The organism is Rhodococcus sp. 114MFTsu3.1 (assembly GCF_000383555.1).
In the GTDB taxonomy this organism is placed as follows: Bacteria; Actinomycetota; Actinomycetes; order Mycobacteriales; family Mycobacteriaceae; genus Rhodococcoides; species Rhodococcoides fascians_E.
Genome location: NZ_KB911553.1, coordinates 174,136 through 196,829, shown reverse-complemented (window position 1 = coordinate 196,829; position 22,694 = coordinate 174,136). Strand labels below are relative to the sequence as shown.

Below are 22,694 nucleotides of genomic sequence, written 5' to 3'. Positions count from 1 at the left end.
TTCGTCGCGAATCGGAGCCAGGTGCACCGCCGCCGGACGAGAGGCCGAGCACCGAATTCCTCCCGTTGTCGAATTTCGCCGTTTCTACAGCGGGAGGAAACGGCGCCCCGATTCCTCACTCCGCGCTCGATGCCCCGTGATCGGCGTCACGCCCACACTGAGCCCACACCGATTCACGACGAGGGGTATGACGTGCGCGCAGTGCTCAAGACCGAACCTGCACCAGGCTTCGACCTGGTGACCGACCACCCCGAGCCCGAACTCGGCCGAGGGCAGGTACGGATCGAGGTGGGGGCGGTATCGGTATGCGGTACCGACCGAGAAACATTCGACTACGGTCCAGCCGTCAGAGATCTCGGTCTTCGTCTACCCGTCGTCACCGGTCACGAATGCGCAGGCACCGTCGTCGAGGTTGCTCCCGATGTCCAACGTTTCAGGGTCGGCGACCGAGTGGCCGTCGAAACTCACGTCGCGTGTTTGGAGTGCTTCCAGTGTGTTCGCGGAAACGCGCACAACTGCCTCCGCATGGACCTTCTGGGTCTGACGATCGACGGTGCGTTCGCTGAACAGGTCGTGCTGCCCGCGTCGACCTGCTTTCGTCTACCGGACGAGCTGAGCCTCGAAGCGGCGGCACTTCTCGAGCCCGCGGGCAGTGCCATGCATGCCGTCCAACGCAGTGGGATGAGCCTCGACGGCGCGCACGTACTGGTCAGCGGAGCCGGGCCGATCGGGCTCGCCGCACTTCAGATCGCGCGAGCGAAGGGCGCCGAGGTGTTGGTGGTCGAGCCCAATCCTCACCGCGGTGCGATGGCCGAGTCCTTGGGCGCAACACTCGTGAACTCGGGCGAAGGTCTCGTCGATCGGGTGCGGGATCTGACCGGGGCGGCAGGGGGCGTCGACCTCGTCCTCGAGTGCTCAGGAGCAATGCCTGCCTTGGAGACCGCACTGGAGGTGACTCGTCGAGAAGGCACCGTGATGAGCATCGGGTTGACGAACCGGGCGCTGGAGGTCAGCGCCACTCGCCATCTCATCAGCCGCGGCCTCACTCTCAAAGGCAGTTTCGGGCGCCGTATCTGGGATTCCTGGACCGAGCTGACCGCTTTGGTCGCCTCTGGCGGAGTCGATCTGGACTCGCTGATCTCGCACCGCCTGGAACTCGAAAAGGTGGACACCGCAATCGAATTGCTCACTGGCAACGCGTGCAAGGTGGTTCTCTATCCGCAAGGTGTACCGGCACACCGCCACTTGTCAGAAGGAGCACTCAGCGCGCGGTGAGCGCCGGGAACGGGTCGATTCCCTCGGCTCGCATCAAATCCGCCACCCGCAACCCGAGGTGTAGGTGCAACCTGACCGTTCCGTCGTCCAAGTCGACACCGACTGCCTCGCGGATCCGGTCGAGACGGTAGTACAACGTCGTGCGGTGGATGAACAGCGCCTCCGCCGCACCCGGACCGGACCCCGCATGATCGAGAAACGCGCGCAGCGTCTCGATCAGCCGGCCCGAGCGATCGACCTCTGCGAGACGGCGCAGCTCGTCCGGTACAGCTGTGATGTCGAGTTCGGGGAACGGAATCCTCGCGAGCACTCCCAGGACCCCTGCACGTTCCCATGCAACGACGTGATCGTCACCGATGCGGCGCGCGACCGTCGCCGCCAGTCCGGCCTGACGCGCCGAAATCCAGGCTTCGGACAGTCCTGAAGCGGGAGCCCCGACCCCAGCGTGGACTGTCGCCCCCTTGCCCGCCACGTCCCCGGCGTCGCGCGCCATCGTCCTGGTCTCGGCGAGAACGGTCTCCAGATCTCGCGCGGCCGTCGAGAGGTACACCAAGTAACCGACCTCACCGACAACGCTGTGCAGCGCGTCACCACGGCTTCGAGAACGCGCGGCTACCAGGGCGTGACGAAGGGCGATCGCCGTCAGCTCGGCATCTTTGACGTTGCGTAGCGAAATTGCGACGACCCGCACAGACCCGGCCGCGACGGTCGATTCGGCGAGTGCCACATCCCTGGCTGCCTCGTCCGTTCCGAGCAGATCAGCAACGAGAGCTTCCGAGCGCGCCGAGTCCTCGGGCGTGCGATCACCGACCATCAGCGGTGCGATTTCAGCAGCCACCTCAGCAATGCGCCCGAGGTCCTCGTCGGTGATGGTGCTGCCGGCGTCCATCACCAGAATCATTCCGAGCATCTCACCCCGCCAGCGAATCGGAACTCCCACACGGGCGTGCAGACCGAGCGCCTCCGACCCTGGGACGTGGCCTGGCCGAGTCCACTGGGCAATCCCGCTGGACAGTAGAAACCCGATGGCCTCGCTCCCGGCGTCCCGATTGAGCATCGCGCGGATTCGGACCGGGTCCTCGTCGCCGAAGTGGCGGCTCGCGAACAGCATCCGGACTTCCGGGTCGTTCACCACGACCGACCTGCCGAGCTCGTCGGCGAACCGGTCGACGACTGCTTGAACGGCGTCTCGCGACATGGGCAAAGCGTAGCCCTCACGACTTCGTCGAACCCCGAGTGCCAGGGTTCGACAAATAGAGGAAACTGATCCCTCGAGCTTCGTCACGCAACGGTCGTGACACAGGTCACTATGGGAGCAAGGTGTGTGAGCCCGCCACAATTCGACGGGCTTCGTAGAACGAGACTGGAGCGATGCAATGGCGTCACGCACCCACCTACCCGACGAGTCGGTGCCGGAGAATCAGATGGCCAACCGCGTCATGCGCAAGGTTGCGCTGCGGCTGATCCCGTTCCTCGGACTCGCGTACTTCCTCAACTACATCGACCGTACGAACATCTCGTTCGCGAAGCTGACGATGAGCGAGGACCTCGGCCTTACCGAGACGATGTACGGCTTGGCCAGCGGTCTATTCTTCGTCGGCTACATACTCCTCGAGGTTCCGAGCAACTTGGCACTGCACAAGTTCGGCGCCAGGCGTTGGATCGCTCGCATCCTCGTCTCGTGGGGTCTGATCGCGGCCCTCATGGCGTTCGTTCCCAATGCGACCTGGCTCAACATCGCTCGCGTCGCCCTCGGTATCGCCGAGGCCGGCTTCTTCCCCGGCATCATGCTCTACCTGACGTTCTGGTTCCCGCGTGCAGTTCGAGTTCGACTGGTCGGTGTGTTCATGGTCGCCCTGCCGCTGTCGAGCGCGCTGGGCGCTCCGATTTCCGGCGCGATCATCCAGTACTGGCACGGTCTGTTCGGACTGGAGGGTTGGCGGGTGATGTTCCTCGTCGAGGGAATCCCGACGGTGCTGCTCGGCATCGCCGCGTGGTTCTACCTCACCGATCGCCCGCGGGACGCCAAATGGTTGACCGCGGACGAGCGCAACTGGCTGGACCGCCGTATCGAGACGGAACAGTCGCAGACCGCAACCACCGGCCACGTCTCGGTACGCGAATCTCTGCGCAACTCGACAGTCTGGCTTCTCGGACTGACGTACTTCGGCATCGGCTACGGTCTGTTCGCCATCAGCTTCTTCCTGCCCACGATCGTGGCTGGATTCGCGCAGCAGTTCGACACGACGTTCTCCATCGCCGAGAACGGCTTGATCGTCGCCGTGCCGTTCCTGATTGCCTCGGTATCGATGATTCTGTGGACTCGTCGCTCCGACCGTCTGCGCGAACGTATGTGGCACCTCATCGCACCGACCGCGCTTGCGACAGTCAGCGTTCCGGTAGCCATGTACATGAATTCGCCGTTCCTGACGATGGTCGTCATCACGATCACCGCTGTCGGTATCTTCTCTGCCCTCCCGATCTTCTGGTACCTGCCGACCACCTTCCTGACCGGCGCCGGAGCTGCCGCGGGCATCGCTCTGGTGAACACCATCGGCGCTTCCGCAGGGCTGGCCGCCCCGTACATGACCGGTTGGCTCCTCGACACGACCGGAAGTTCGAAGGCGGGACTGTGGGTCGTCGGCGGCTTCATGGCGATGTCCGTCGCCCTGCTGTTCGTCGTACGTAGGCGTCTGGTGGACAGCACGATGCAGAAGCACGACGAATCGGAGACGGCCGTCGTCTGATCCCGCGCCCCCATGAGCCGGCCGTCGCAGACGCTGTGACGGCCGGCTCTTTGTTCACACGTGCTCGGACACCAGAACTGCTGTGGTGTCGGCGTTCATGGCTTCGAAGATGTGGGGCGCGTCGCCGGGGTAGCTGATGTAGTCGCCCGGGTGGAGCTCGACGGGCTCGTCGGTGGGCCCCACGAGTGCTCGGCCGGCGGACAGGATCACGTGCTCGACGACGCCGGGTGAATGTGGGTCGGACCTTCGAGGCTCGCCGATCTGTGCGCTGACGAAATAGATGTCGCGGCGTGCGTTCGGTGGGCAGGAGGCGAGCAGCGTCGCTACGTAGTCGGCTGTGTCGGAGGAGAACTTCGGCCCGTCACCTGCTCGGATCAGCTGCACGCGTGGCTTCACCGGCTCGACCAGCCGAGCGAACGGGACGTTCAGTGCCACGCTCAGCGCCCACAGCGTTTCCACGCTGGGGTTGCCTGTTCCCGATTCGAGCTGGGACAAGGTCGACTTGGCTACTCCTGCGCGTCGGGCGAGCTCGGCCAGCGACAGTCCCATCCTCGTTCGTTCGCGGTGCAGTGACGCGGCGATGGCGGCGATCGGGGCGGACATAGTTGTTCACTCTATCGGTACAAGCGTCCATCTTGACGAACACAGCACACGGGGTTCATTATTCTGTCCATGCGTTCGATCTGGCGAACCCGCCGCGACATCGGTCTCGTCTGCCTCGCCGACGGCCTCGTCGGTGCGTCGTTCGGGGCCATCGCCGTCGGCGCAGGCCTTCCGATGTGGGTTCCCCTGGCGATGTCGGTACTGGTCTTCGCCGGTGCGGCCCAGTTCATCGTCGTCGGAGTGCTCGCAGCAGGGGGAAATCCGCTCGCCGCGATGGCCGGCGCACTACTGGTGAACGCACGGCTGATTCCGCTCGGGTACTCCGTCGGAGATTCGTTGGGTGGAGTGTCCTGGCCTCGCAAGATCCTGGGGGCGCACCTCGTGACCGACGAAAGCGTGGCGTTCGCGGCCGCCGAGCCCGACCCCCAGCGTCGACGATCCACGTTCTGGTTGTGCGGCGTCGGCCTGTTCGTCGCGTGGAACATCGGCGTGCTGGGTGGGGCATTTCTCGGTGGCAGGATCACCGACACCGCTGCTCTCGGACTGGACGCAGCGTTTCCGGCGGTGCTCATCGCGCTCGTTGCTCCAGCACTCCGCGATCCACTCACGAGGAACACCGCTCTGCTCGGCGCGGTGATCGCCGTAGCCGCGGCGTTGATTCTGCCGCCGGGCCTGCCGGTGTTGCTCGCGCTGGCAGCGGTGGTGCCCGCGTTCGTCGCAACGAAGGCAACGGCATGAATTACGTGCTTCCCATGGTCGGGCTCGCGGCGGGAACCCTGGCGTTTCGGCTCGTCGGACCGTACCTCCGCAGCCGAACGACGATCTCGCCCCGCGTCGAGCGACTGGTGTCCATCGCGGTGGCCGTCATCTTCGTGGCGTTGATCGCGACGTCCGCACTGATCGTGGACTACGGTTTCGCCGGGTTCGCCTGCCCGGCCGGAGTGCTTGTCGCCGCGGTCCTTGCTTGGCGCACAGCATCGTTCGTGACGATCGTCGTGGCTGCTGCCGCGACGACAGCAACGCTCCGATGGTTCGGAGTTGCGTGATAATGGGCGCCATGAATCCCACCCCCACCGGCCTCCTCCGCGCCACCGCATCGGGCGTCGACGTGGAGATCATCCGCGAGATCACGTCCAGCCGCGACGACGTGTGGAGCAGCGCCACCGTTTCCGATCGGACGGCCCTGTGGTTCGGACCGTGGGAGCGGCTCGCGGACAATCGAATCCGCGTCCAGATGGTGTTCGAAGACGGCGAGCCGTGGATGGAGATGAACATCGACGCCTGCGAGCCACCGCGGCGACTTGCGGTCTCCACCACCGACGGATGGGCGCTCGAACTCGTCCTGACCGGGGATGGTCCGATCACCACCGTCACCCTGATTCACCATCGCGAGAGCACCGACGGAGTCGGTGAGATCGGGCCCGGCTGGGAGTACTACCTCGACCTGCTGATCGCATCACGGACAGGCGCCGAGCTACCGACATTCGAGGAGTACTACCCCGCCCAGAAGGGGTACTACGAGTCGCTCACTCCCCGGTAGCGCCGCGAGGCAGCGATGATCCTGGCGATGCCCTCGGCGACGCGCGCGATCTCGTCGGCGCCGACCTCCTCGCCGACGGCGTCCGCCCAGGCATGCTGATCGTCTCGCAACGTGGCCACCGTCTCGCGCCCGCGCTCGGTCGGCTGCAGCAGCTTCGCCCGTCGATGCCGGGGATTGTCGACGTATTCCGCCCATCCATTATCGACGAGGATGTCCGCGGTGCGTTGCACACTCTGGCGTGCCAACCCCAGGCCGACGCGACGGGCGATCTCGGCTACGGCGAGAGGTTCGTCGAGGGTCGCGCCCAATACCTGCCACCAGGCAGGCGTCAGACCTGCGGGTGCTGCGATGTCCTGTGCAGCAGCGAGGAATTCACCGTTCAGCTCGAAGGCGGGAAGCACGATGGACGTCAACGCATCACCGGCGGGAGTTCTGGTCATGCCCCGGCCAACTGCTCGTAGTACCTCTTCTCGCCGGTCGTGTAGAGCCCGTACCAGGCGTCGATGATGCTCTGCGGGAACAGTTCCAACGCTTCGAACACAGCCTTGGCGAACTCGAGCGGCGCCGTTCCCGGAGCAGTGATCAGAGTGCCGTCGGCGACGGTGCGCTCGTCGCGGTACCGATCGGTGCCGGTGTACTGCTGTGCTGCCGTGAGGAATTCCGGAGCATTGCTCGTGTGCGGCCGGGAGTTCAACACGCCGAACCGTGCGAGCCCCAGCGTCGCACCGCAGATGCCGCCGACGGTGACGCCGCGGTCCAGCAAGTCCACGGCCAGGCCCAGAACCTTGTCGTGTCCTTCACCCCACGTGGCACCGCCGGGAAGAATCAACGCCGCGACATCCGCCGTGTCGAGATCCGCGAGGTCGCCGTCGGGCAGGATCCTGATTCCGCCGAGGCTGGTGACCTGTCCGCCACCGTCGGACAGGACCCGCAGGCGGTAGCGCTCGTCGCCCTGCTCGTTGGCCATGGCAATGCCGGCGACGAGATACGAATACTCCCAGTCCGCCATCGTGTCGGTCGCGTAGAGAACGATGTTCTTCGGCATGACTACCTCCGTGATTGACAGTGTCCTGTCAATCTACGGCCACGACAGGACACTGTCAACGGCGCCCGCGGGACGCCGTCTCCAGGTACACGCAACTACACACGGGCATACTGGAGTCATGGTCGTCCGCGCTCGCTGGCCCAAGAGCCTCCCGCTGCAGCCGCTTCCCTCCGAATCATGGGCAAAACAAGAGCCCACGTGGAAGGGTGCCAATCCCCAAGTCATCGAATCGGCGTTGAAGCGAGCCAAGACCCGGCCGTCGGGTAACTGGTTCGTCTTCGCCGCGAGCCGCGATGTCGGGACCAAGGAACCTTTCGGCAGGACAGTCGACGGAATGGAGCTGGTGGCCTGGCGCGACGAGAACCGCGGCATCCACATCGCACCCGGATCCTGCCCGCACCTCGGTGCGCCGCTCGACAAGGCGAAGATCGAGTGCGACACCCTCATCTGCCTCTGGCACGGCATGCCACTCGGACCGAAGGGACGCCCCGGCTGGCGCCCCTTCCCTGCCTTCGACGACGGCATCCTCGTCTGGGTTCGCCTCGACGACCTCGGCGGTGAAGAACCCACGGATGCGCCCCTCGTACCCGTCCGGCCGCCCGCCGCCACGAGCGTCGACGCCGTGATCACCCTGACCGGCATCTGCGAGCCCGACGACGTCGTCGCCAACCGACTCGACCCGTGGCACGGTGCGTGGTTCCACCCGTACTCGTTCGCCCGGCTCCGCGTACTCGACGCCCCCACCGACATCGACGTCCCCGACGAGGACGACCGCTTCCTCGTCGACGTCACCTTCCGCGTCAGCCGCGGCGTCGGCGTCCCGGTGACAGCCGAATTCGTCTGCCCGGGCCCACGCACCATCGTCATGCGCATCGTCGACGGCGAGGGCGCCGGCAGCGTCGTCGAAACCCACGCGACCCCGATTGGCCCCGGCCCCGACGGCAAGCCCCGCACCGCCGTCATCGAAGCCACCGTCGCCAGTTCCGACCGCAAGGGCTTCCGGATTGCCCGACGCGTGGCGCCGTTGTTGCGTCCGCCGATGGGCTGGACAGCCGCCAGGCTGTGGAAAGACGACCTCGATTACGCAGAGCGTCGCTACATGCTCCGGTCGAAGGGGCTCTGACGGAAGACTGAACTACGACGAGGTCGGCGCCACGCGTTCCGGGATCTTGCCCGACGGCTATCACCACGTCCGTCGACGTGAACTGATCGGCTCGGGACGCACCGCCTTCGACGCTGCAGCTGACACGCTGATGACCTGGGAGATGCACCGGCAATCGTTGCCTCGGGTGCAGCCGTCTCGTGGTCGGGTGGAAGTCGGGTCGACGGTGTCGATGGTCACGGGGTTCAGGTGTGAGGTCGTCTACGTTGTGGACGAGCCCGACCGCATCGGCTTCGCCTACGGCACCTTGGGCGGCCACCCCGAATGCGGCGAAGAGTCTTTCCTGGTCGAGTTCGACGCCGGCGATGTCTACGTCGTGATCACAGCCTTCTCCCGGCCCGGGACCTGGTACGCGCAGCTGGCCGGTCCGGTGGGTCGTTGGGCGCAGCAGCGGATCACCGATCGCTACGTCGCGGCGCTTCGCCGTTGAGCGTCGCTCAGACGACGCGCGCGATTTTGTCGAAAACTCGGTATCGCCCGCGGGTCGGGACGGTCCAGATGTCGTGCCCGGCGAGGCCCCAGCTCTGCAGCAGGGTGTTGGCGGCGTGCAGACCGGTGGTTGCGGCGCGTTCCATGAGGGCGACCGGCAGGTCGATGCGGATTCCGTCGCCGGCCAGCACGAGTCCAGGTTCGGGCGTACGCACCGTCGGCCTCCGGGCGAAATCACCCAGGCCGAACAACGGACAGTCGTTGCGCCATTCCGACCGAGCCGCGATCACGGTGGCATCCCGGGTTTCCGGATAGATCTCGTGCATCCGCGCCATCAACTGTTCGCGCGTGACGTCCTCGGATTCGGTTGCTGCGTAGGCGTGCAACTCGACGACGGATCCGCCGGTGCGGGAGGCCCACTCCGCTGCTTCGTCCTCGAATCGTTCGAGGACGCTGATGTTGTCGATGGGCGGCATTCCACCGGTGCCGATGAACGGTGGACGGTCTGCGTCGACCGGCTTGTCGAGCCAGACTCGGTGTACGAGGAAGGGCGGAGTGTTCTGCAACGCTGCGACATCCTCGCGCCATTCGTCGGTGCCGAGTGAGCCGACGAGACTCTGCAGCCCCTTGATGTCGGCAGCCAGGACGACACCGTCGAACTTCTCGCCGTCGACGGAGAATCCGCGTTCGATCGACGACACCGACGTGCCCATCCGGAAACCGACTCCGAGCCCACGCAGATACTCGCCCAACGGTTCCCACAGAGTCTGCGGGTACGGGCCGGTAGGCACGTCGAACACGAGCCCCTCGGACGAGCCGAGGAAGTACAGGTGGAACATCATCGCCAGCTCGGCGGCCGACATCTCCTCGGGATCGGCGAAGAAGCTCCGCGAGAACACTCCGAAGGCCAGGTGCCGTGCAGCCTCGGGGAAGTTGATGCGTCGCAGGAATTCTGCTGCCGGGACCTCGTCGAGCTGCTCGTACGTCTCGGGAACGCTCACGGTCATGAGCGGCAGCGCGGCAATACCGTTCAGCGCCTTGAGGTCCCGCCACCGGAACGTCGGACTCTTCCCGACGAAGGCGACGGCGTTCAACCCCGGCGTCGACGGCAGGCCTTTGAATCCGTCGATTCGGCCGTCCGCGTCGATCAGCGGGTAGTCCTCGACGGCATGCAGGCGCTGCAGACCCGGATCGGTGCGCTTCAACACATTGCGGAGGTTGTAGTACTGCCGGAAGAACGCGTGGAAGCCTCTGCTCATGGTGGCCGTCGAACCGTCGTCCAACGTGGTGGACCATCCGCCGACGCGGCCGCCGAGGAAGTTCTCCTTCTCGAAGACCTCCACGGACACACCACGTTCCGCCAGAGCAGCTGCCGCCGACAGTCCGGCGATACCGCCGCCGACCACCGCGACGCGCGGAACCGACGCCAACGACGACGCCGACGCGTACCCCGGCGCCGCTGGATGCAGAACGCTCTTCTTGTCAATCACGTGGCCGCGCCCCCAGGAAGGTGTGCACGATGCCGTTCTGCCACCCCGTCATCGTTTCGGTGTCGAGCGAGGTGAAGCCTGCGTGCTGCATGCGTCGAGCGAATTCCGAGACACCGTCGAAACTGGTGACACTGCGCCACAGGTGGCGGTAGAGCGTGAAGTCGCGGGTCGCGGCGTACCCGAGCGGGATGATGATGGCCCAGCAGACCAGCGTCCAGACGATCTTCGCGCGCAGCGACTCCTTGACCGAGTACTCGTGGAACGCAATGGACGATCCTGGCTTCAGCAGGGACAGCAACGACCCGAGAACGGCGTCCGGATCACCCACGTTCCGAACCAGATACGCCGCCAGAATCCCGTCGAAGGGCCCTTCGACGCCGTGGGAGGCAAGGTCCTCGACCCGCGAGTGAACAAATGTGACGTTCGGTGGCCACTGCTTGCTCCGCGCCACCTCGAGCATCTCCGACGACGCATCGGCCGCGATGATCTCCGCATGAGGCGCGGCCTTCAGCAGCGCAGCTGTGGAAGCACCAGTGCCGCAGCCTATGTCGAGCAGACGCAGACCGGCGCCGAGCCCGGGAAGCCGCAGCCGCTCGGCCGACTTCGCGAGATGCGCGTGGTAACCGGGGTTGGCTCCGACGAGCCGGTCGTACGATTTCGCGTCCTGATCGAACGCGCTGGGCACCTGGTCACGGGGCAGACCCCGTCGGCCTACGCTCACCAGCCACCACCGTTGACGACCCGAGCAGACGGGCCTCCCTCGATCGAGACGATGTCGCCCTGATGCAGCTGCCGGCCGCGACGAAGATCCACCTCACCGTTGACGCTGACCACCCCGTCGGCGATGAAGCTCTTCGCTTCGGCGCCGGATTCGATCAGGTTCGCGAGCTTCAGGAATTGCCCGAGCCGAATCGACTCGTCTCTGATCGGTACGTCCACTGCATCAGCCATGCCCCCATCTTGACTCATGCGGGAGCGAAGCGCCGCAATCGCAGACTGTTGGTCACCACGAACACCGAAGAGAAGGCCATTGCCGCACCCGCAAGCATGGGGTTGAGCAGGCCCGCAGCCGCCAGCGGAATGGCCGCGACGTTATAGGCGAACGCCCAGAACAGGTTGCCCTTGATCGTCGCGAGAGTCTTTCGCGACAACCTGATGGCGTCGCCGACGGCTCGGAGGTCCCCGCGCACCAGCGTCAGGTCGCTTGCCTCGATGGCGACGTCGGTGCCGGTACCCAAGGACAGCCCCAGGTCGGCGGTGGCCAACGCGGCGGCGTCGTTGATGCCGTCACCGACCATCGCCACGACCCGGCCCTCGGACTGCAGCTGCGCGACGACGTCGACCTTTCCCTGCGGGAGCACTCCGGCGAAGACTTCCTCGATCCCGACGTCGGCCGCGATCTTCCTCGCGGCCGCCTCGTTGTCACCGGTCAGCATCACCGGGGTCAGTCCGAGTTCACGCAGTTCCGCGACCGCCTGCTTCGACGTGGGCTTCACCGAGTCGGCGACGACGAGCACTCCGCGCGCCTGTCCGTCCCACCCGACCGCGACAGCGGTGCGGCCGTCGCGTTCGGCGTCGGCGAAAGCCGCGGCAAGGTCCGCGGGAAGGGTCATGGACCACTCCGCCAGCAACGAGGCACGCCCCAGAACCACGGCCCGACCGTCGACGATTCCCGTCACGCCGAGGCCGGGCACGGCCGCGAAGTTCTCGACGTCCGGCACCGAGCCGCTGCGGCGGGCGGCGTCGGCGATGGCTTTGCCGATGGGATGCTCCGAGCCTGCCTCCAGAGCCCCGGCCACGAGAAGCAGCTCGTCGTTCTCGGGAGTCACCGAGAGCAAGGACATCTGGCCGGTGGTGACGGTGCCGGTCTTGTCGAGTACGACGGTGTCGATGCGTTTGGTGGACTCCAGGATTTCCGGTCCCTTGATCAAGATGCCCAGCTGCGCGGCGCGGCCGGTCCCGACCATCAGTGCCGTCGGCGTCGCGAGGCCGAGCGCGCACGGGCACGCGATGATCAGAACGGCGACGGTAGCCGTGAAGGCCGCGGCGACGGATCCGCCGGTGCCGAGCCAGAATCCGAGTGTGCCGGCGGCGATCGCGATGACGATCGGAACGAAGATTCCCGAGATCCGGTCGGCGAGCTTCTGCGCCTGCGCTTTCCCGGTCTGCGCGTCTTCGACGAGCTTGGCCATCTGGGCCAGCTGGGTGTCCGAGCCGACGCGGGTGGCCGTCACGACCAACCGGCCGCCGACGTTCACCGTCGCACCGACGACCGTGTCGCCCGGCGACACCTCCACCGGAACCGACTCACCGGTCACCATCGATGCGTCGACGGCGGAGGATCCGGATTCGACGGTTCCGTCCGTCGCGATCTTCTCGCCCGGCCGGACCACGAACGTGTCGCCCACCGCGAGATCGTCGATGGGAAACTGCTTCTCGACGCCGTCGCGCAGCACCGTCACGTCCTTGGCACCGAGATCGAGCAGGGCGCGCAACGCTGCACCTGCCCGGCGCTTGGACCGAGACTCGAAGTACCGGCCGGCCAGAATGAACGTGGTGACGCCTGCTGCGACCTCGAGATAGATGTTGGCCGAGCCGTCCATCCGGTCGATGGTGAGCTCGAACGGGTGCTTCATGCCGGGAACGCCCGCGGCGCCGAAGAACAGTGCGTACAGCGACCATCCCAGCGCAGCCAGCGTTCCCATGGACACGAGGGTGTCCATGGTCGATGTGCCGTGCCGCAGGTTCGTCCACGCGGACTTGTGGAAGGGATAGGCACCCCACACGACGACCGGTGCCGCCAGCGTCAGCGACAACCATTGCCAGTTGGTGAACTGCAGAGCCGGAATCATCGCCATCGCGATCACCGGCACCGACAGAACCGCCGAGACGATCAGACGCTGCTTCAGCGGATCCGTCTCGGGCGTGGAGTCCGGGTCGGCAGCGGGGAGTGTCGCGGTGTACCCCGCGGCCTCGACAGCGCCGATCAGATCCTCGACGGGCACGCCGTCGGACCGAACACGCGCTTTCTCGGTCGCGTAGTTCACCGTCGCGGTCACGCCGTCGAGCTTGTTGAGTTTCCGCTCGATTCTGTTGGCACACGACGCGCACGTCATGCCGCCCAGAATCAACTCCGTCTCACTCATGGTCCACCTGCGCGTGTTCGTGACTCGTAGGTGCCTCACCGACAGGGCCGACCGCTCCGCCGATCAGGAATGCGGCAAAGAACACCAATGTGATTCCGAGTACGAAGCCTGCCAGTTTGATCGTCGTGTTCACGCGAAGCACCTCTTTCGTCTCACCCGTTCTACCATACCCCCCTAGGGTATCGGGGGGTCTCGATCCGGTCACGGTGTAACGCGGGGTACCTCCGCGGCGACTTCCGTGTAGCCACCGCGTAGTGCAGCGGCGGTGTAATCGGTTCGGGGAACAACTGATTGGGAAGCCATGTCTCTACGCGTTTCGAATCGCAGACCTGCGAATCGTCGACGGCTCGTCACCAGCGCCGTTGCGTTCGTATCTCTGGGCGCCCTGGCCGTCGGTGCCGCCGTCCTCACCACCGACAAGCTGACGTCGTCGGACGCCGAGGTCGAGCTCGCATCGACCGCCACCTGCTACGACATGGTCAGCATCGCCGTCGGTGGCCGAGGCGACTCGCCCGAGGCCGGCAAGACCAAGATGCTCGAAACCCCCACCGGAACGCGACTGCCCGCAGCGCTCGCCGGTGACTTCGAGAGCGACTGGATCGACCAGATGGTCGGCGCTCCCAACGGCCAGGTGAAGGACGGCTCCTACGCAGCCGTCTACATCGAGTACCCGGCCAACATGGCCACCTACGAATCCTCGGTCGAGACCGGCGTCGCGAACACCAAGACGGTCATGAACGCCATCGCCGCGTCGTGCCCCAAGACCCGCTTCGCCATCGTCGGCTACAGCGAAGGCGCCGACGTCACGCGTCGCGCAGCGATGGAGATCGGCAACCAGCAGGCCGACACCAACGGCAAGTTCGGCATTGTCGACCCGGGCAACGTGGTCGGTGTCGTCATTCTCGCCGATGCAGGCCGCAAGGACGGCGAGACCGCATTCCCCGGTTCCGCGTCGGGCACCAACCCCGACGGCTTCGACACCAAGTACCAGAACGGCTCCGGCCCCGCCGGCGCCGGCGCTCTACCGTCCACGCAGGGCAGCTTCGGCGTACTCGAGGGCCGCGTCGCCTCGTTCTGCTCGCAGGGCGACCTGACGTGCGCGATGCCCAAGAACACCTCGCTGCTGCACCTGGCCGCCAACGTCGGACGCCAACTCGACGTCGATGCCATCCAGCGCGACAACACCCTGACCCCCGCCACCGGCGCCGACCTCGCCATGGTCCTCGGCAAGATCGCCGTCGCCGCCTTCGCCGACATCACCAGCCAGGACAACTGGCTCGCCGGCGACGAGACATTCCTCGACGTGCTCATCAAGGTCTCCGAGCCCGGCTACAAGCCTGCCGACCCGACCACCAAGGTCGCCGCGAAGCCCGAAACGGACGAGAACGGCGAACCGCTGCCCGCCGAGAGCGCAGTCAACCTCGCCTACCTGCCGTCGAAGATCGCCAAGGAAATCATCGGCTTCATCGGATCCAACACCGACACCATCCCCGTCGCGATGAACGATCCGTACGGTCAGACCCTCGGACCGGGCTCGGGACACCACTTCGACTACTGGCGCGACGCCGACAACGCCAACGGCAAGCCGCTGACCTCGGCCGAATACGCAGCCGCATGGCTGACCCAGCTCGCCAAGGACGCCCAGGCCGGCAAGCCCATCAAGTCCAAGGAAGTTCAGGAGCAGGCCCGCCTGACCGTTCTGTCCGCCACCGCGACCCCCACCACGACCGCGCCGACGAGCACCTCCACAGCTGCTCCCGTCGTCGCCCCCTACGTCGCACCTGTGGTCCCGGAGGTTGGCGTTCCCGCCCCGATCGTCGACCCGGCCGCTCCCGTCGATCCGAACCTGACCGCAGTACCTCTCGTACCCGCTCCCGACGCCGCAGGCGCAGTCGTCGACGGCTCGGTCGTCACCACCCCACCCGCTGCCACCTCAGCAGCCCCGACCACCACAGCCGTCCCCACCACCACCGTCGTACCGGCTGGGTAGTCGTACTCCCTTTCCCATTCGGAGCGAAAGCGCCGTTCGGTCAGTCTGACTGACCGAACGGCGCTTTCGGTCTTCCAAGGGAACTGTCCGGAAAGGTCCGGACCGATCAGGAATCGAGAAGTGTCCGACGCCGAGGCCTACTAGCGTCTTTCCACATGAACATCACCATTCATTCCTCGTTCCTTCCCCATGACGATGCCGATGCGGCGCTGGGGTTCTATCGCGATCTCCTCGGTTTCGAGGTGCGCCTGGATGTCGGGTACGACGGCATGCGCTGGCTCACCGTCGGGCCTGTCGGACAGCCGGACACGGCGATTGTCCTGACGCCACCTGCGGTCGATCCCGGCATCACCGACGACGAGAAGAAAACCATCCTGGAGATGATGGCGAAGGGCACGTACGCGGGCCTGCAGTTGGCGACGCCCGACCTGGATGCCACGTTCGACGCATTGCAGGCCGGGGGCGCCGACATCGTGCAGGAGCCCATCGATCAGCCGTACGGTCTTCGCGATTGCGCCGTCCGCGACCCTGCAGGGAATCTGCTGCGTATCCAACAGGCCCGCAGCTGACGAACATGCTTGAATTCGCATGATTGGATGCCAGTCCCCCCGAGAAACGGAGATGTCCTGATGGCCCGACGCGCCAGTTCGACGACCGAGGTCCACAAGGCCGACAGCCACGATCTGATCCGTGTGCAGGGCGCGAGGGTGAACAACCTCCGTGACATCAGCGTCGAGATCCCCAAGCGCCGGTTGACGGTGTTCACCGGCGTTTCGGGGTCCGGCAAGTCGTCGTTGGTGTTCTCCACGATCGCCGCGGAATCCCAGCGGATGATCAACGAGACGTACAGCGCGTTCGTGCAGGGGTTCATGCCGTCGCTCGCGCGGCCGGACGTGGACCTGCTCGACGGGTTGACAACGGCCATCATCGTCGACCAGCAGCGAATGGGTGCCAATCCGCACTCGACCGTCGGCACCGCCACCGATGCGAATGCGATGCTGCGAATCCTGTTCAGCCGCGTCGGAAAGCCCTACATCGGTTCGGCTCAGGCATTTTCGTTCAACGTCGCATCGGCGTCCGGGGCGGGCGCGGTGAAGGTCGAGAAGGGCGGGCGTCAGACCACCGAGAAACGGACCTTCTCGATCACCGGCGGCATGTGCCTGCGCTGCGAGGGGCGCGGATCGGTCAGCGACATCGACCTGACCGCTCTGTACGACGACAGCAAGTCTCTCAACGAGTCCGCCATCACCATCCCCGGCTACAGCATGGACGGCTGGTACGGCCGGATCTTTCGTGGCAGTGGATACTTCGACCCGGACAAGCCGATTGCCAAGTACAACAAGAAGGAACTGAACGACCTTCTGTACCGCGAGCCGACGAAGATCAAGGTCGAGGGCATCAACATCACCTACCTCGGGCTGGTCCCGCAAATGCAGAAATCCATGCTGTCCAAGGACGTCGACGCGATGCAGCCGCACATTCGTGCCTTCGTCGAACGCGCCGTGACGTTCCAGACTTGTCCCGAATGCGACGGTACCCGCCTCAACGAGGGCGCTCGGTCCTCGAAGATCAAGGGAATCTCCATCGCCGACGCCTGTTCCATGCAGATCAGCGACCTCGCCGCCTGGGTCAGCGGTCTGAAGGAGCCGTCGGTGGCGCCGCTGCTCGAATCTCTGCGGGAAACGTTGGAGTCGTTCGTGCAGATCGGGCTGGGCTACCTGTCCCTGGAACGGCCCGCCGGAACCCTGTCCGGCGGCGAGGCCCAGCGCACCAAGATGATTCGCCATCTCGGATCGTCGCTCACCGACGTCACCTACGTGTTCGACGAACCGACGACAGGCCTACACCCCCACGACATCGAGAACATGAACCAGCTCCTTCTGCAGTTGCGAGACAAGGGGAACACGGTTCTGGTCGTCGAGCACAAGCCGGAAACCATCGTCATCGCGGACCACATCGTCGACATCGGCCCCGGCGCCGGGACCAACGGCGGTCAGATCTGCTTCGAGGGGTCCGTCGACGACCTCCGCACGAGCGACACCGTCACCGGCCACCACTTCGACGACCGTGCGGCGGTCAAGGATTCGGTACGCGAGTACTCCGAGGTCATCGAGATCCGCGGTGCGGACTCGCACAATTTGCAGAGCGTCGACGTCGACGTGCCCCTGGGCATCCTGGTCGTCGTGACCGGCGTAGCCGGCTCCGGCAAGAGTTCACTGATACACGGCTCGCTCGGCGAACTCGACGACGTCGTCGCGGTCGACCAAGGTGCCATCCGCGGGTCCCGTCGCAGCAATCCTGCGACGTACACCGGCCTGCTCGAGCCGATCCGCAAAGCGTTCGCGAAGGAGAACGGCGTCAAACCTGCTCTATTCTCGGCCAATTCGGAGGGTGCGTGCCAGGTCTGCAACGGCAACGGCGTCATCTACTCGGATCTCGCGATGATGGCGGGCGTCGCCACGATGTGCGAGGAGTGCGAAGGAAAGCGGTTCCAGGCGTCGGTGCTCGAATATCACCTCGGCGGTAAGAACATCAGCAAAGTGCTCGCCATGTCCGTGGCGCAGGCCGAGGACTTCTTCGGCAACGAGGTGAAACTGCTTGCTGCTCACAAGATTCTGGTCCGGCTCGCCGACGTCGGCCTGGGCTACATCAAGCTCGGCCAGCCCCTGACGACCCTGTCCGGCGGTGAACGCCAACGCCTCAAGCTGGCAGTCCACATGGCCGACAAGGGCGGAATCTACGTCCTCGACGAGCCGACAACAGGACTACACCTCGCCGACGTCGAGCAATTGCTCGGACTGCTCGATCGCCTGGTCGAGTCCGGTAAATCCGTCATCGTCATCGAACATCACCAGGCCGTGATGGCCCACGCCGACTGGATCATCGACCTCGGCCCCGGTGCAGGCCACGACGGCGGCCGCGTCGTGTTCGAGGGAACGCCTGCTGATCTCGTCGCCGACGGTTCGACGCTCACCGGGCAGCACCTGGCTGCCTACGTGGGGAGCTGACGGCACGCCCGGTTTCGGGGCAGAATCGAGCGCATGACGACACTGTTGTTCGTACACGGCGCCGGTGGTTTCCTGGAGGACAGATCGATGGCCGACGCCCTTGCGGGGGCGTCGAGTGTCGACGTGGACATGCCCGAGTTCTCCGACGAGGACATGTCTTTCGAAGCATGGGCGCGTCCACTGCGAGCTCGATTGGAATCGCTGGACCCGTCCGACATCCTCGTGGCGCACTCGTTCGGTGCGTCCGTATTACTACGCGTCCTCGCGGAGCGGCAGTGGGGCTTCCATGAGCCGGCCACCCTTCTGGCCATGCCGGATTGGGGGGTCGGCGGGTGGGACGTTCCCGAATACGCGTTCGACGGACCCGAGCCCACTACCTCTCTGGCGCTTCATCATTGCCGCGACGACGAGGTGGTTCCGTTCGAGCACCTGGCGTCGAACGCGGCGTTGTTGCCGTCCGCTCGCATCGTGGAGCACCCGTCGGGCGGTCACCAGTTCCACGGAGCGAATTGGCATACAATGTGATTCGAATATATGTTCGACAATTAGTGGTTTTCGGGTTATGATGGAGCCATGCTTTTGGGGGAGAGCGTCGACGATGTAGCCGGGGACCTTCGGGTCGACACGGCGCGTGGTGTGTTGCCGATCGAGGACCCTGCGTTGCGTGCTGCGGTGGAGGAGATGGAGTCCGCGTGGGGTGCGGTTGCGGAGGCGTCGTTGGATGGTCGGGTTGTCGGTGATGCGGATCGGCGTGCGGTGTTGGTGCGGATGGAGTCGGTGTCGCGGGCGATGTACGGGACGTCGCACACGTGGTTGACGGAGTTGGTGGACGGTGACGGGTTGGCGGTGCTGCCGGAGCGGTCGAATCCGTCGCGGTTGGCGTGTTTGTTGCGGATCGATTCCGCAGTCGCGGGTAGACGCATCAAGATCGCGGGGAAATTGGCGCGGCGGCGGTCATTGACCGGGGAGCAGCTCGATGCGTTGTTGCCGGTGACTGCGCGAGCGCAGTGCGAGGGTCATCTCGATGCTGCGCATGTGCGGGTGATCGAGAAGTTCTTCGACACCCTGCCCGCCGGGATCGATCACGAGTCGTTGGTGCAGTCGGAGATCTTGTTGGTGGACTTGGCGAAACAGGTCTCGCCGGAGCAGTTGACGGTCGCGGCGCACCGGTTGACGGCGTTGTTGGATCCGGATGGGGAACTGCGGGACAAGAAGGACATCGCGAGGAAATGCTTTGTTCGGCTCGGGCCGCAGGAGGTCGACGGGACCTCGAAGATGGCCGGTGTCATCGACGCTGAGTTCCGTGCCTATCTGGAGCCGGTTCTCGCCAAACTCGCCCGCAAGGGAGTGCTGAACCCCGACGAACCCAAACCCGTCCACGACACCGACCTGAGCACCGCCTACCCCGGCACCACCCCCGACAGCACCGACAGCGCCGACAGCGCCGACGGTGATGGGCAGAACGAACCGAACCCGGACGGTGACGGCGCGGACGAGCAGGATTGCGACGCCACGAGTTTCGGTACGGCGGGATCAGGTGATCCTGGGGCGGGTACTGCTGCTGCCAGGTCGGGTACGGCTTCTGTGGGGTCGCCGGGTCCGCTGACGCTGTTCGGTCCCGAGGAGACTGCTGCTGGCGCGGAGTTGGAGGCACGCGCCGGCCGGGACCTGCGCACCCAGGGCCAACGCAACCACGATGCCGTCAAAGCGGTGTTCCGTCAGACCCTCGCAGCCGGCACCCTCGGAACTCATCGCGGACTTCCGGTCACCGCGGTGATTTCGATGTCCGCCTCCGATCTGGCCACCGCGTCCGGGCATGCCGTCACCGGCACCGGATCGCTGGTCTCGATTCGCGATGCCATCCGCATGGCCGCCCACGCCCACCATTACCTCGCGGTCTTCGACGACGACGGACGCGCCCTCTACCTCGGGCGCGGGAAACGGCTCGCCTCGGCCGATCAACGCATCGTCCTCATCGCACGCGACCGCGGCTGCAGTTTCCCCAATTGCACGCGCCCCGCCACCTGGAGCCAGGTCCACCACATCGACGAATGGGCCGATGGCGGCAACACCGACATCGACGACCTGACCTTCGGGTGCGACTGCCATCACCCCCTCGTCGGCGACGGACCGAATCAGTGGGCGACCACCACCACCGGACCCGATCATCCCCAACCCGGCCGCACCGCCTGGCATCCACCAGAATCCGTCGACCCCCGACGCAACGGGCTCGTCAACCACTACCACCACCCGCAGGAATACCTCTACCCATCAGACGATCCCGACCCCGAGACCCGGACCGGATAGCCCCGGACCCCCGGGACCATCGAATCGAACACCCACCCGTGAGCAGCACAACCACCACCTGTGCCGCTCACACCCATGCCTGCAACAACCCGTGCCTGAGCGTCGAGAGCGCCGCGCCACGACCATCGGGCCCCCGGGCGAATCCCCCGCAGACGGATGAGTGTCCCCAATACGACGATGCCGCGTTACCATTCCGGGGATGGGGGAGATCGAGGATCCGAGGCAGCGTTTGGCGCGTCTGGTGATCGAACGTGTCACGGTCGAGGGTGGAGCTGGGGCTCGGCTGGATTCGTCGGCGTTCGCGGTGAGGTACGACGAGTCGTCGGTCCTTCCGCTCGATCACCTGTTCCACGACACGGCGGGAGCGTCGGATCTGGCGCTGGAGTCGCATGTCGCGCATTTCGTATCGACGAAGATGTCGTCGAACTTCTGGCCCGGTGACTGGCACGAGGCGCTGCCGAGGCTGCGTCCGGTGTTGAAACCATCGACGTACACGTTGGGCGCACCGTCGGGTTTGCTGTTGTCGCGGCGCGTGTTCCCGTTGGTCGACGAGCTCGTGGCGGTGGACATGCCCTTCCACAGCTCGATCGTGTCGTGGGAGTCGATCGAGACATGGGGTGTGGATCCGTCGACGGTGTTCGCCGCGGCCCGGTCGAATCTGGCCACCGTCACCCGGTATGCCGACCCCACGAAGGGCCGCGCCACTCAACGGTTGGTCGACCGCGGCGGGCAGTACTACACGTCGTGGCTGTTGGATTCGGGGTGGCTCGAGTCGCACAGGTCGCGGTTCGGTTGTGCACCAGTGGCGTTCGTCCCCACGGTGGACACGCTCTACGTCGTGCCCAGCGACGACGAGGACCTGCTGGCCAAGCATTTCCGTCTGGCCGAGGAGCAGTATCTGCACACGTCGCGGTTCCTGTCTCCGCAGGCGTACACCGTCGACGACTCGGGTGCTGTGGTGACGCTCGACGTCACGGCGCCGGACAATCCCGGCAGCGCACGGGCCCGTTGCGTGCACATCTCGAAAGAATATGCAGCACAGTCGGACTGGCTACAGCGTCAGTACGAGCTGGATCGTGTGCACTCCGAGATCGGCACGGTCACCGTCAAGTCGACTCCGTTCGGTCCCCGTACGGTCACCATCTGGGCCGACGAGGTGGACTGCACGTTGCCGGAGACCGACCTCGTGGCGTTCTGCCGCGAGGGCGTCGAGCCGTTCTTCGTCCAGTTCGCCGACGTGGCGTCCATCAGTGGTGTCCAACCGATGGCAGGCCTGGACCCGGCTCGCTATCGCGTTCCCGCCTGGCCACCGCCGGACATCGTCGAACGGCTGCGCGCGCACAGCATCCTGGTGTGACCTACGAGGATCGGTCGAGCGTGTACTCGTTGATGACCACCCCGGATCGATACGGCGTGCTGGCGACGAGATTCAAGTCCGCAACCGAATAGTCGCGGTCGGCGAAGAGCCGCTTGCCCGATCCCAGCAGAATCGGGTTGATCTTGAGGATGATCCGGTCGATCTCGTCGACGAGTGCGGACGCGAAGACCCCTCCACCGGCCAACCAGATGTCCGATCCGCTCTGCTGCTTCAGCTCCAGCGCAAGGGCAACCGGATCCTCGTCCGTCACGGTCACCTCCGGCACCGCATCGTCGGCGGTGTGGTTGCGAGAGAACACGTACTGCTTCAGATGCTCGTACGGTCCGCCGCGCCGGTGTTCACCCTCGGCCGCATAGGTTCCCCATCCCATCATCACCGTGTCGAACCTCGTCAGAGGCGGCGTCAGTCCGGTGGCGCGAAGGCCGAGCGTCGGGATCGTGTCGGTGTACTCGCGCAGGATCATGTCGATGTGATCGCCCGTCTGGGGGAAAGCATCGAACGTGTCGTCCGGGGCGGCGATGAAGCCGTCGAGGCTGGCGGCTACGTAATAGACCAGTTCACGCATGAGAATCTC

The 22,694-nt window shown here is 65.5% G+C and carries 23 protein-coding genes; 13 read left to right on the top strand and 10 right to left on the bottom strand.

Going from position 1 to position 22,694, the window contains the following annotated elements; all coding sequences use genetic code 11:
* Nucleotides 1-192 precede the first annotated feature (192 nt).
* Nucleotides 193-1,275 carry a zinc-dependent alcohol dehydrogenase gene (locus H292_RS0118145; protein ID WP_020112305.1) on the top strand — a complete coding sequence of 361 codons (1,083 nt, stop codon included), beginning with the start codon at nt 193-195 and terminating at the stop codon, nt 1,273-1,275.
* Here H292_RS0118145 and H292_RS0118140 read toward each other — a convergent pair.
* Entirely contained in the window at nt 1,262-2,473 is a 1,212-nt protein-coding gene (locus H292_RS0118140) for a PucR family transcriptional regulator (protein WP_019667029.1), read from the bottom strand. The two genes, H292_RS0118145 and H292_RS0118140, sit on opposite strands and share 14 nt — an antisense overlap.
* Before the next feature lie 178 nt (nt 2,474-2,651).
* Between H292_RS0118140 and H292_RS0118135 the strand changes: the two genes are divergently transcribed.
* Nucleotides 2,652-4,022 carry an MFS transporter gene (locus H292_RS0118135; protein WP_019667028.1) on the top strand — a complete coding sequence of 457 codons (1,371 nt, stop codon included), beginning with the start codon at nt 2,652-2,654 and terminating at the stop codon, nt 4,020-4,022.
* 54 nt (nt 4,023-4,076) lie between these two features.
* Here the strand turns inward: H292_RS0118135 and H292_RS0118130 are convergent, their stop codons facing one another.
* Complete coding sequence (locus H292_RS0118130; protein WP_019667027.1) at nt 4,077-4,625, bottom strand: helix-turn-helix domain-containing protein; 549 nt, start codon at nt 4,623-4,625, stop codon at nt 4,077-4,079.
* Between the two features lie 69 nt (nt 4,626-4,694).
* On the opposite strand from H292_RS0118130, the gene H292_RS0118125 reads away from it, so the two are divergent.
* The 3 genes from H292_RS0118125 to H292_RS0118115 are packed head-to-tail and all read left to right on the top strand — an operon-like array spanning nt 4,695 to nt 6,165.
* Nucleotides 4,695-5,363, top strand: a complete 669-nt coding sequence (locus H292_RS0118125) for an AzlC family ABC transporter permease (RefSeq protein ID WP_020112304.1) — start codon at nt 4,695-4,697, stop codon at nt 5,361-5,363.
* The gene (locus H292_RS0118120; protein ID WP_019667025.1) at nt 5,360-5,671 is read left to right on the top strand and encodes an AzlD domain-containing protein; all 312 of its coding nucleotides are present in this window, start codon (nt 5,360-5,362) and stop codon (nt 5,669-5,671) included. The genes H292_RS0118125 and H292_RS0118120 overlap by 4 nt, the downstream gene beginning before the upstream one ends.
* Before the next feature lie 11 nt (nt 5,672-5,682).
* Nucleotides 5,683-6,165 (top strand): SRPBCC domain-containing protein, encoded by a 483-nt coding sequence (locus tag H292_RS0118115; protein WP_026348118.1) that lies wholly within the window; start codon nt 5,683-5,685, stop codon nt 6,163-6,165.
* On the opposite strand, the gene H292_RS0118110 is transcribed toward H292_RS0118115, so the two are convergent.
* Entirely contained in the window at nt 6,141-6,605 is a 465-nt protein-coding gene (locus tag H292_RS0118110; protein ID WP_020112303.1) for a MarR family winged helix-turn-helix transcriptional regulator, read from the bottom strand. The genes H292_RS0118115 and H292_RS0118110 overlap by 25 nt on opposite strands.
* A complete protein-coding gene (locus H292_RS0118105) occupies nt 6,602-7,210 on the bottom strand; it encodes a DJ-1/PfpI family protein (RefSeq protein WP_019667022.1) in 609 nt (202 codons plus the stop codon). Before H292_RS0118105 ends, H292_RS0118110 begins: the two co-directional genes overlap by 4 nt.
* A 118-nt stretch (nt 7,211-7,328) precedes the next feature.
* Here H292_RS0118105 and H292_RS0118100 point away from each other — a divergent pair, with 118 nt between their 5' ends.
* A complete protein-coding gene (locus H292_RS0118100; RefSeq protein ID WP_027498906.1) occupies nt 7,329-8,333 on the top strand; it encodes a DUF5914 domain-containing protein in 1,005 nt (334 codons plus the stop codon).
* Complete coding sequence (locus tag H292_RS0118095) at nt 8,290-8,802, top strand: DUF1990 family protein (protein ID WP_196806182.1); 513 nt, start codon at nt 8,290-8,292, stop codon at nt 8,800-8,802. The genes H292_RS0118100 and H292_RS0118095 overlap by 44 nt, the downstream gene beginning before the upstream one ends.
* A gap of 7 nt (nt 8,803-8,809) precedes the next feature.
* Here the strand turns inward: H292_RS0118095 and H292_RS0118090 are convergent, their stop codons facing one another.
* From H292_RS0118090 to H292_RS28455, 5 genes are read right to left on the bottom strand one after another with little or no spacing between them, the layout of a single operon-like run.
* Complete coding sequence (locus H292_RS0118090) at nt 8,810-10,291, bottom strand: FAD-dependent oxidoreductase (protein ID WP_020112300.1); 1,482 nt, start codon at nt 10,289-10,291, stop codon at nt 8,810-8,812.
* Nucleotides 10,284-11,012: a class I SAM-dependent methyltransferase gene (locus tag H292_RS0118085; protein ID WP_027498905.1), complete on the bottom strand. Its 729-nt coding sequence runs from the start codon at nt 11,010-11,012 to the stop codon at nt 10,284-10,286. The genes H292_RS0118090 and H292_RS0118085 overlap by 8 nt, the downstream gene beginning before the upstream one ends.
* Entirely contained in the window at nt 11,009-11,242 is a 234-nt protein-coding gene (locus H292_RS0118080) for an RNA-binding S4 domain-containing protein (protein WP_019667017.1), read from the bottom strand. The genes H292_RS0118085 and H292_RS0118080 overlap by 4 nt, the downstream gene beginning before the upstream one ends.
* A 14-nt stretch (nt 11,243-11,256) precedes the next feature.
* Complete coding sequence (locus H292_RS0118075) at nt 11,257-13,437, bottom strand: heavy metal translocating P-type ATPase (protein WP_019667016.1); 2,181 nt, start codon at nt 13,435-13,437, stop codon at nt 11,257-11,259.
* Complete coding sequence (locus H292_RS28455; protein ID WP_167336905.1) at nt 13,430-13,570, bottom strand: hypothetical protein; 141 nt, start codon at nt 13,568-13,570, stop codon at nt 13,430-13,432. The genes H292_RS0118075 and H292_RS28455 overlap by 8 nt, the downstream gene beginning before the upstream one ends.
* Nucleotides 13,571-13,738: 168 nt before the next feature.
* On the opposite strand from H292_RS28455, the gene H292_RS0118065 reads away from it, so the two are divergent.
* The 6 genes from H292_RS0118065 (at nt 13,739) to H292_RS0118040 (ending at nt 22,099) form a co-directional block, all read left to right on the top strand.
* Entirely contained in the window at nt 13,739-15,427 is a 1,689-nt protein-coding gene (locus H292_RS0118065) for a cutinase family protein (protein ID WP_020112298.1), read from the top strand.
* A 155-nt stretch (nt 15,428-15,582) separates the two neighbouring features.
* Nucleotides 15,583-15,996, top strand: a complete 414-nt coding sequence (locus H292_RS0118060) for a VOC family protein (RefSeq protein WP_019667013.1) — start codon at nt 15,583-15,585, stop codon at nt 15,994-15,996.
* A gap of 60 nt (nt 15,997-16,056) precedes the next feature.
* A complete protein-coding gene (locus H292_RS0118055) occupies nt 16,057-18,435 on the top strand; it encodes an ATP-binding cassette domain-containing protein (RefSeq protein ID WP_020112297.1) in 2,379 nt (792 codons plus the stop codon).
* Between the two features lie 33 nt (nt 18,436-18,468).
* Nucleotides 18,469-18,960: an alpha/beta fold hydrolase gene (locus H292_RS0118050; RefSeq protein ID WP_020112296.1), complete on the top strand. Its 492-nt coding sequence runs from the start codon at nt 18,469-18,471 to the stop codon at nt 18,958-18,960.
* 48 nt (nt 18,961-19,008) lie between these two features.
* On the top strand, nt 19,009-20,742 hold the full coding sequence (locus H292_RS27250) for an HNH endonuclease signature motif containing protein (RefSeq protein WP_020112295.1): 1,734 nt from the start codon (nt 19,009-19,011) through the stop codon (nt 20,740-20,742).
* Nucleotides 20,743-20,941: 199 nt separating this feature from the next.
* The gene (locus H292_RS0118040) at nt 20,942-22,099 is read left to right on the top strand and encodes a hypothetical protein (RefSeq protein WP_020112294.1); all 1,158 of its coding nucleotides are present in this window, start codon (nt 20,942-20,944) and stop codon (nt 22,097-22,099) included.
* A gap of 1 nt (nt 22,100) precedes the next feature.
* On the opposite strand, the gene H292_RS0118035 is transcribed toward H292_RS0118040, so the two are convergent.
* On the bottom strand, nt 22,101-22,685 hold the full coding sequence (locus tag H292_RS0118035) for a dihydrofolate reductase family protein (protein ID WP_020112293.1): 585 nt from the start codon (nt 22,683-22,685) through the stop codon (nt 22,101-22,103).
* Between the last annotated feature and the right edge of the window lie 9 nt (nt 22,686-22,694).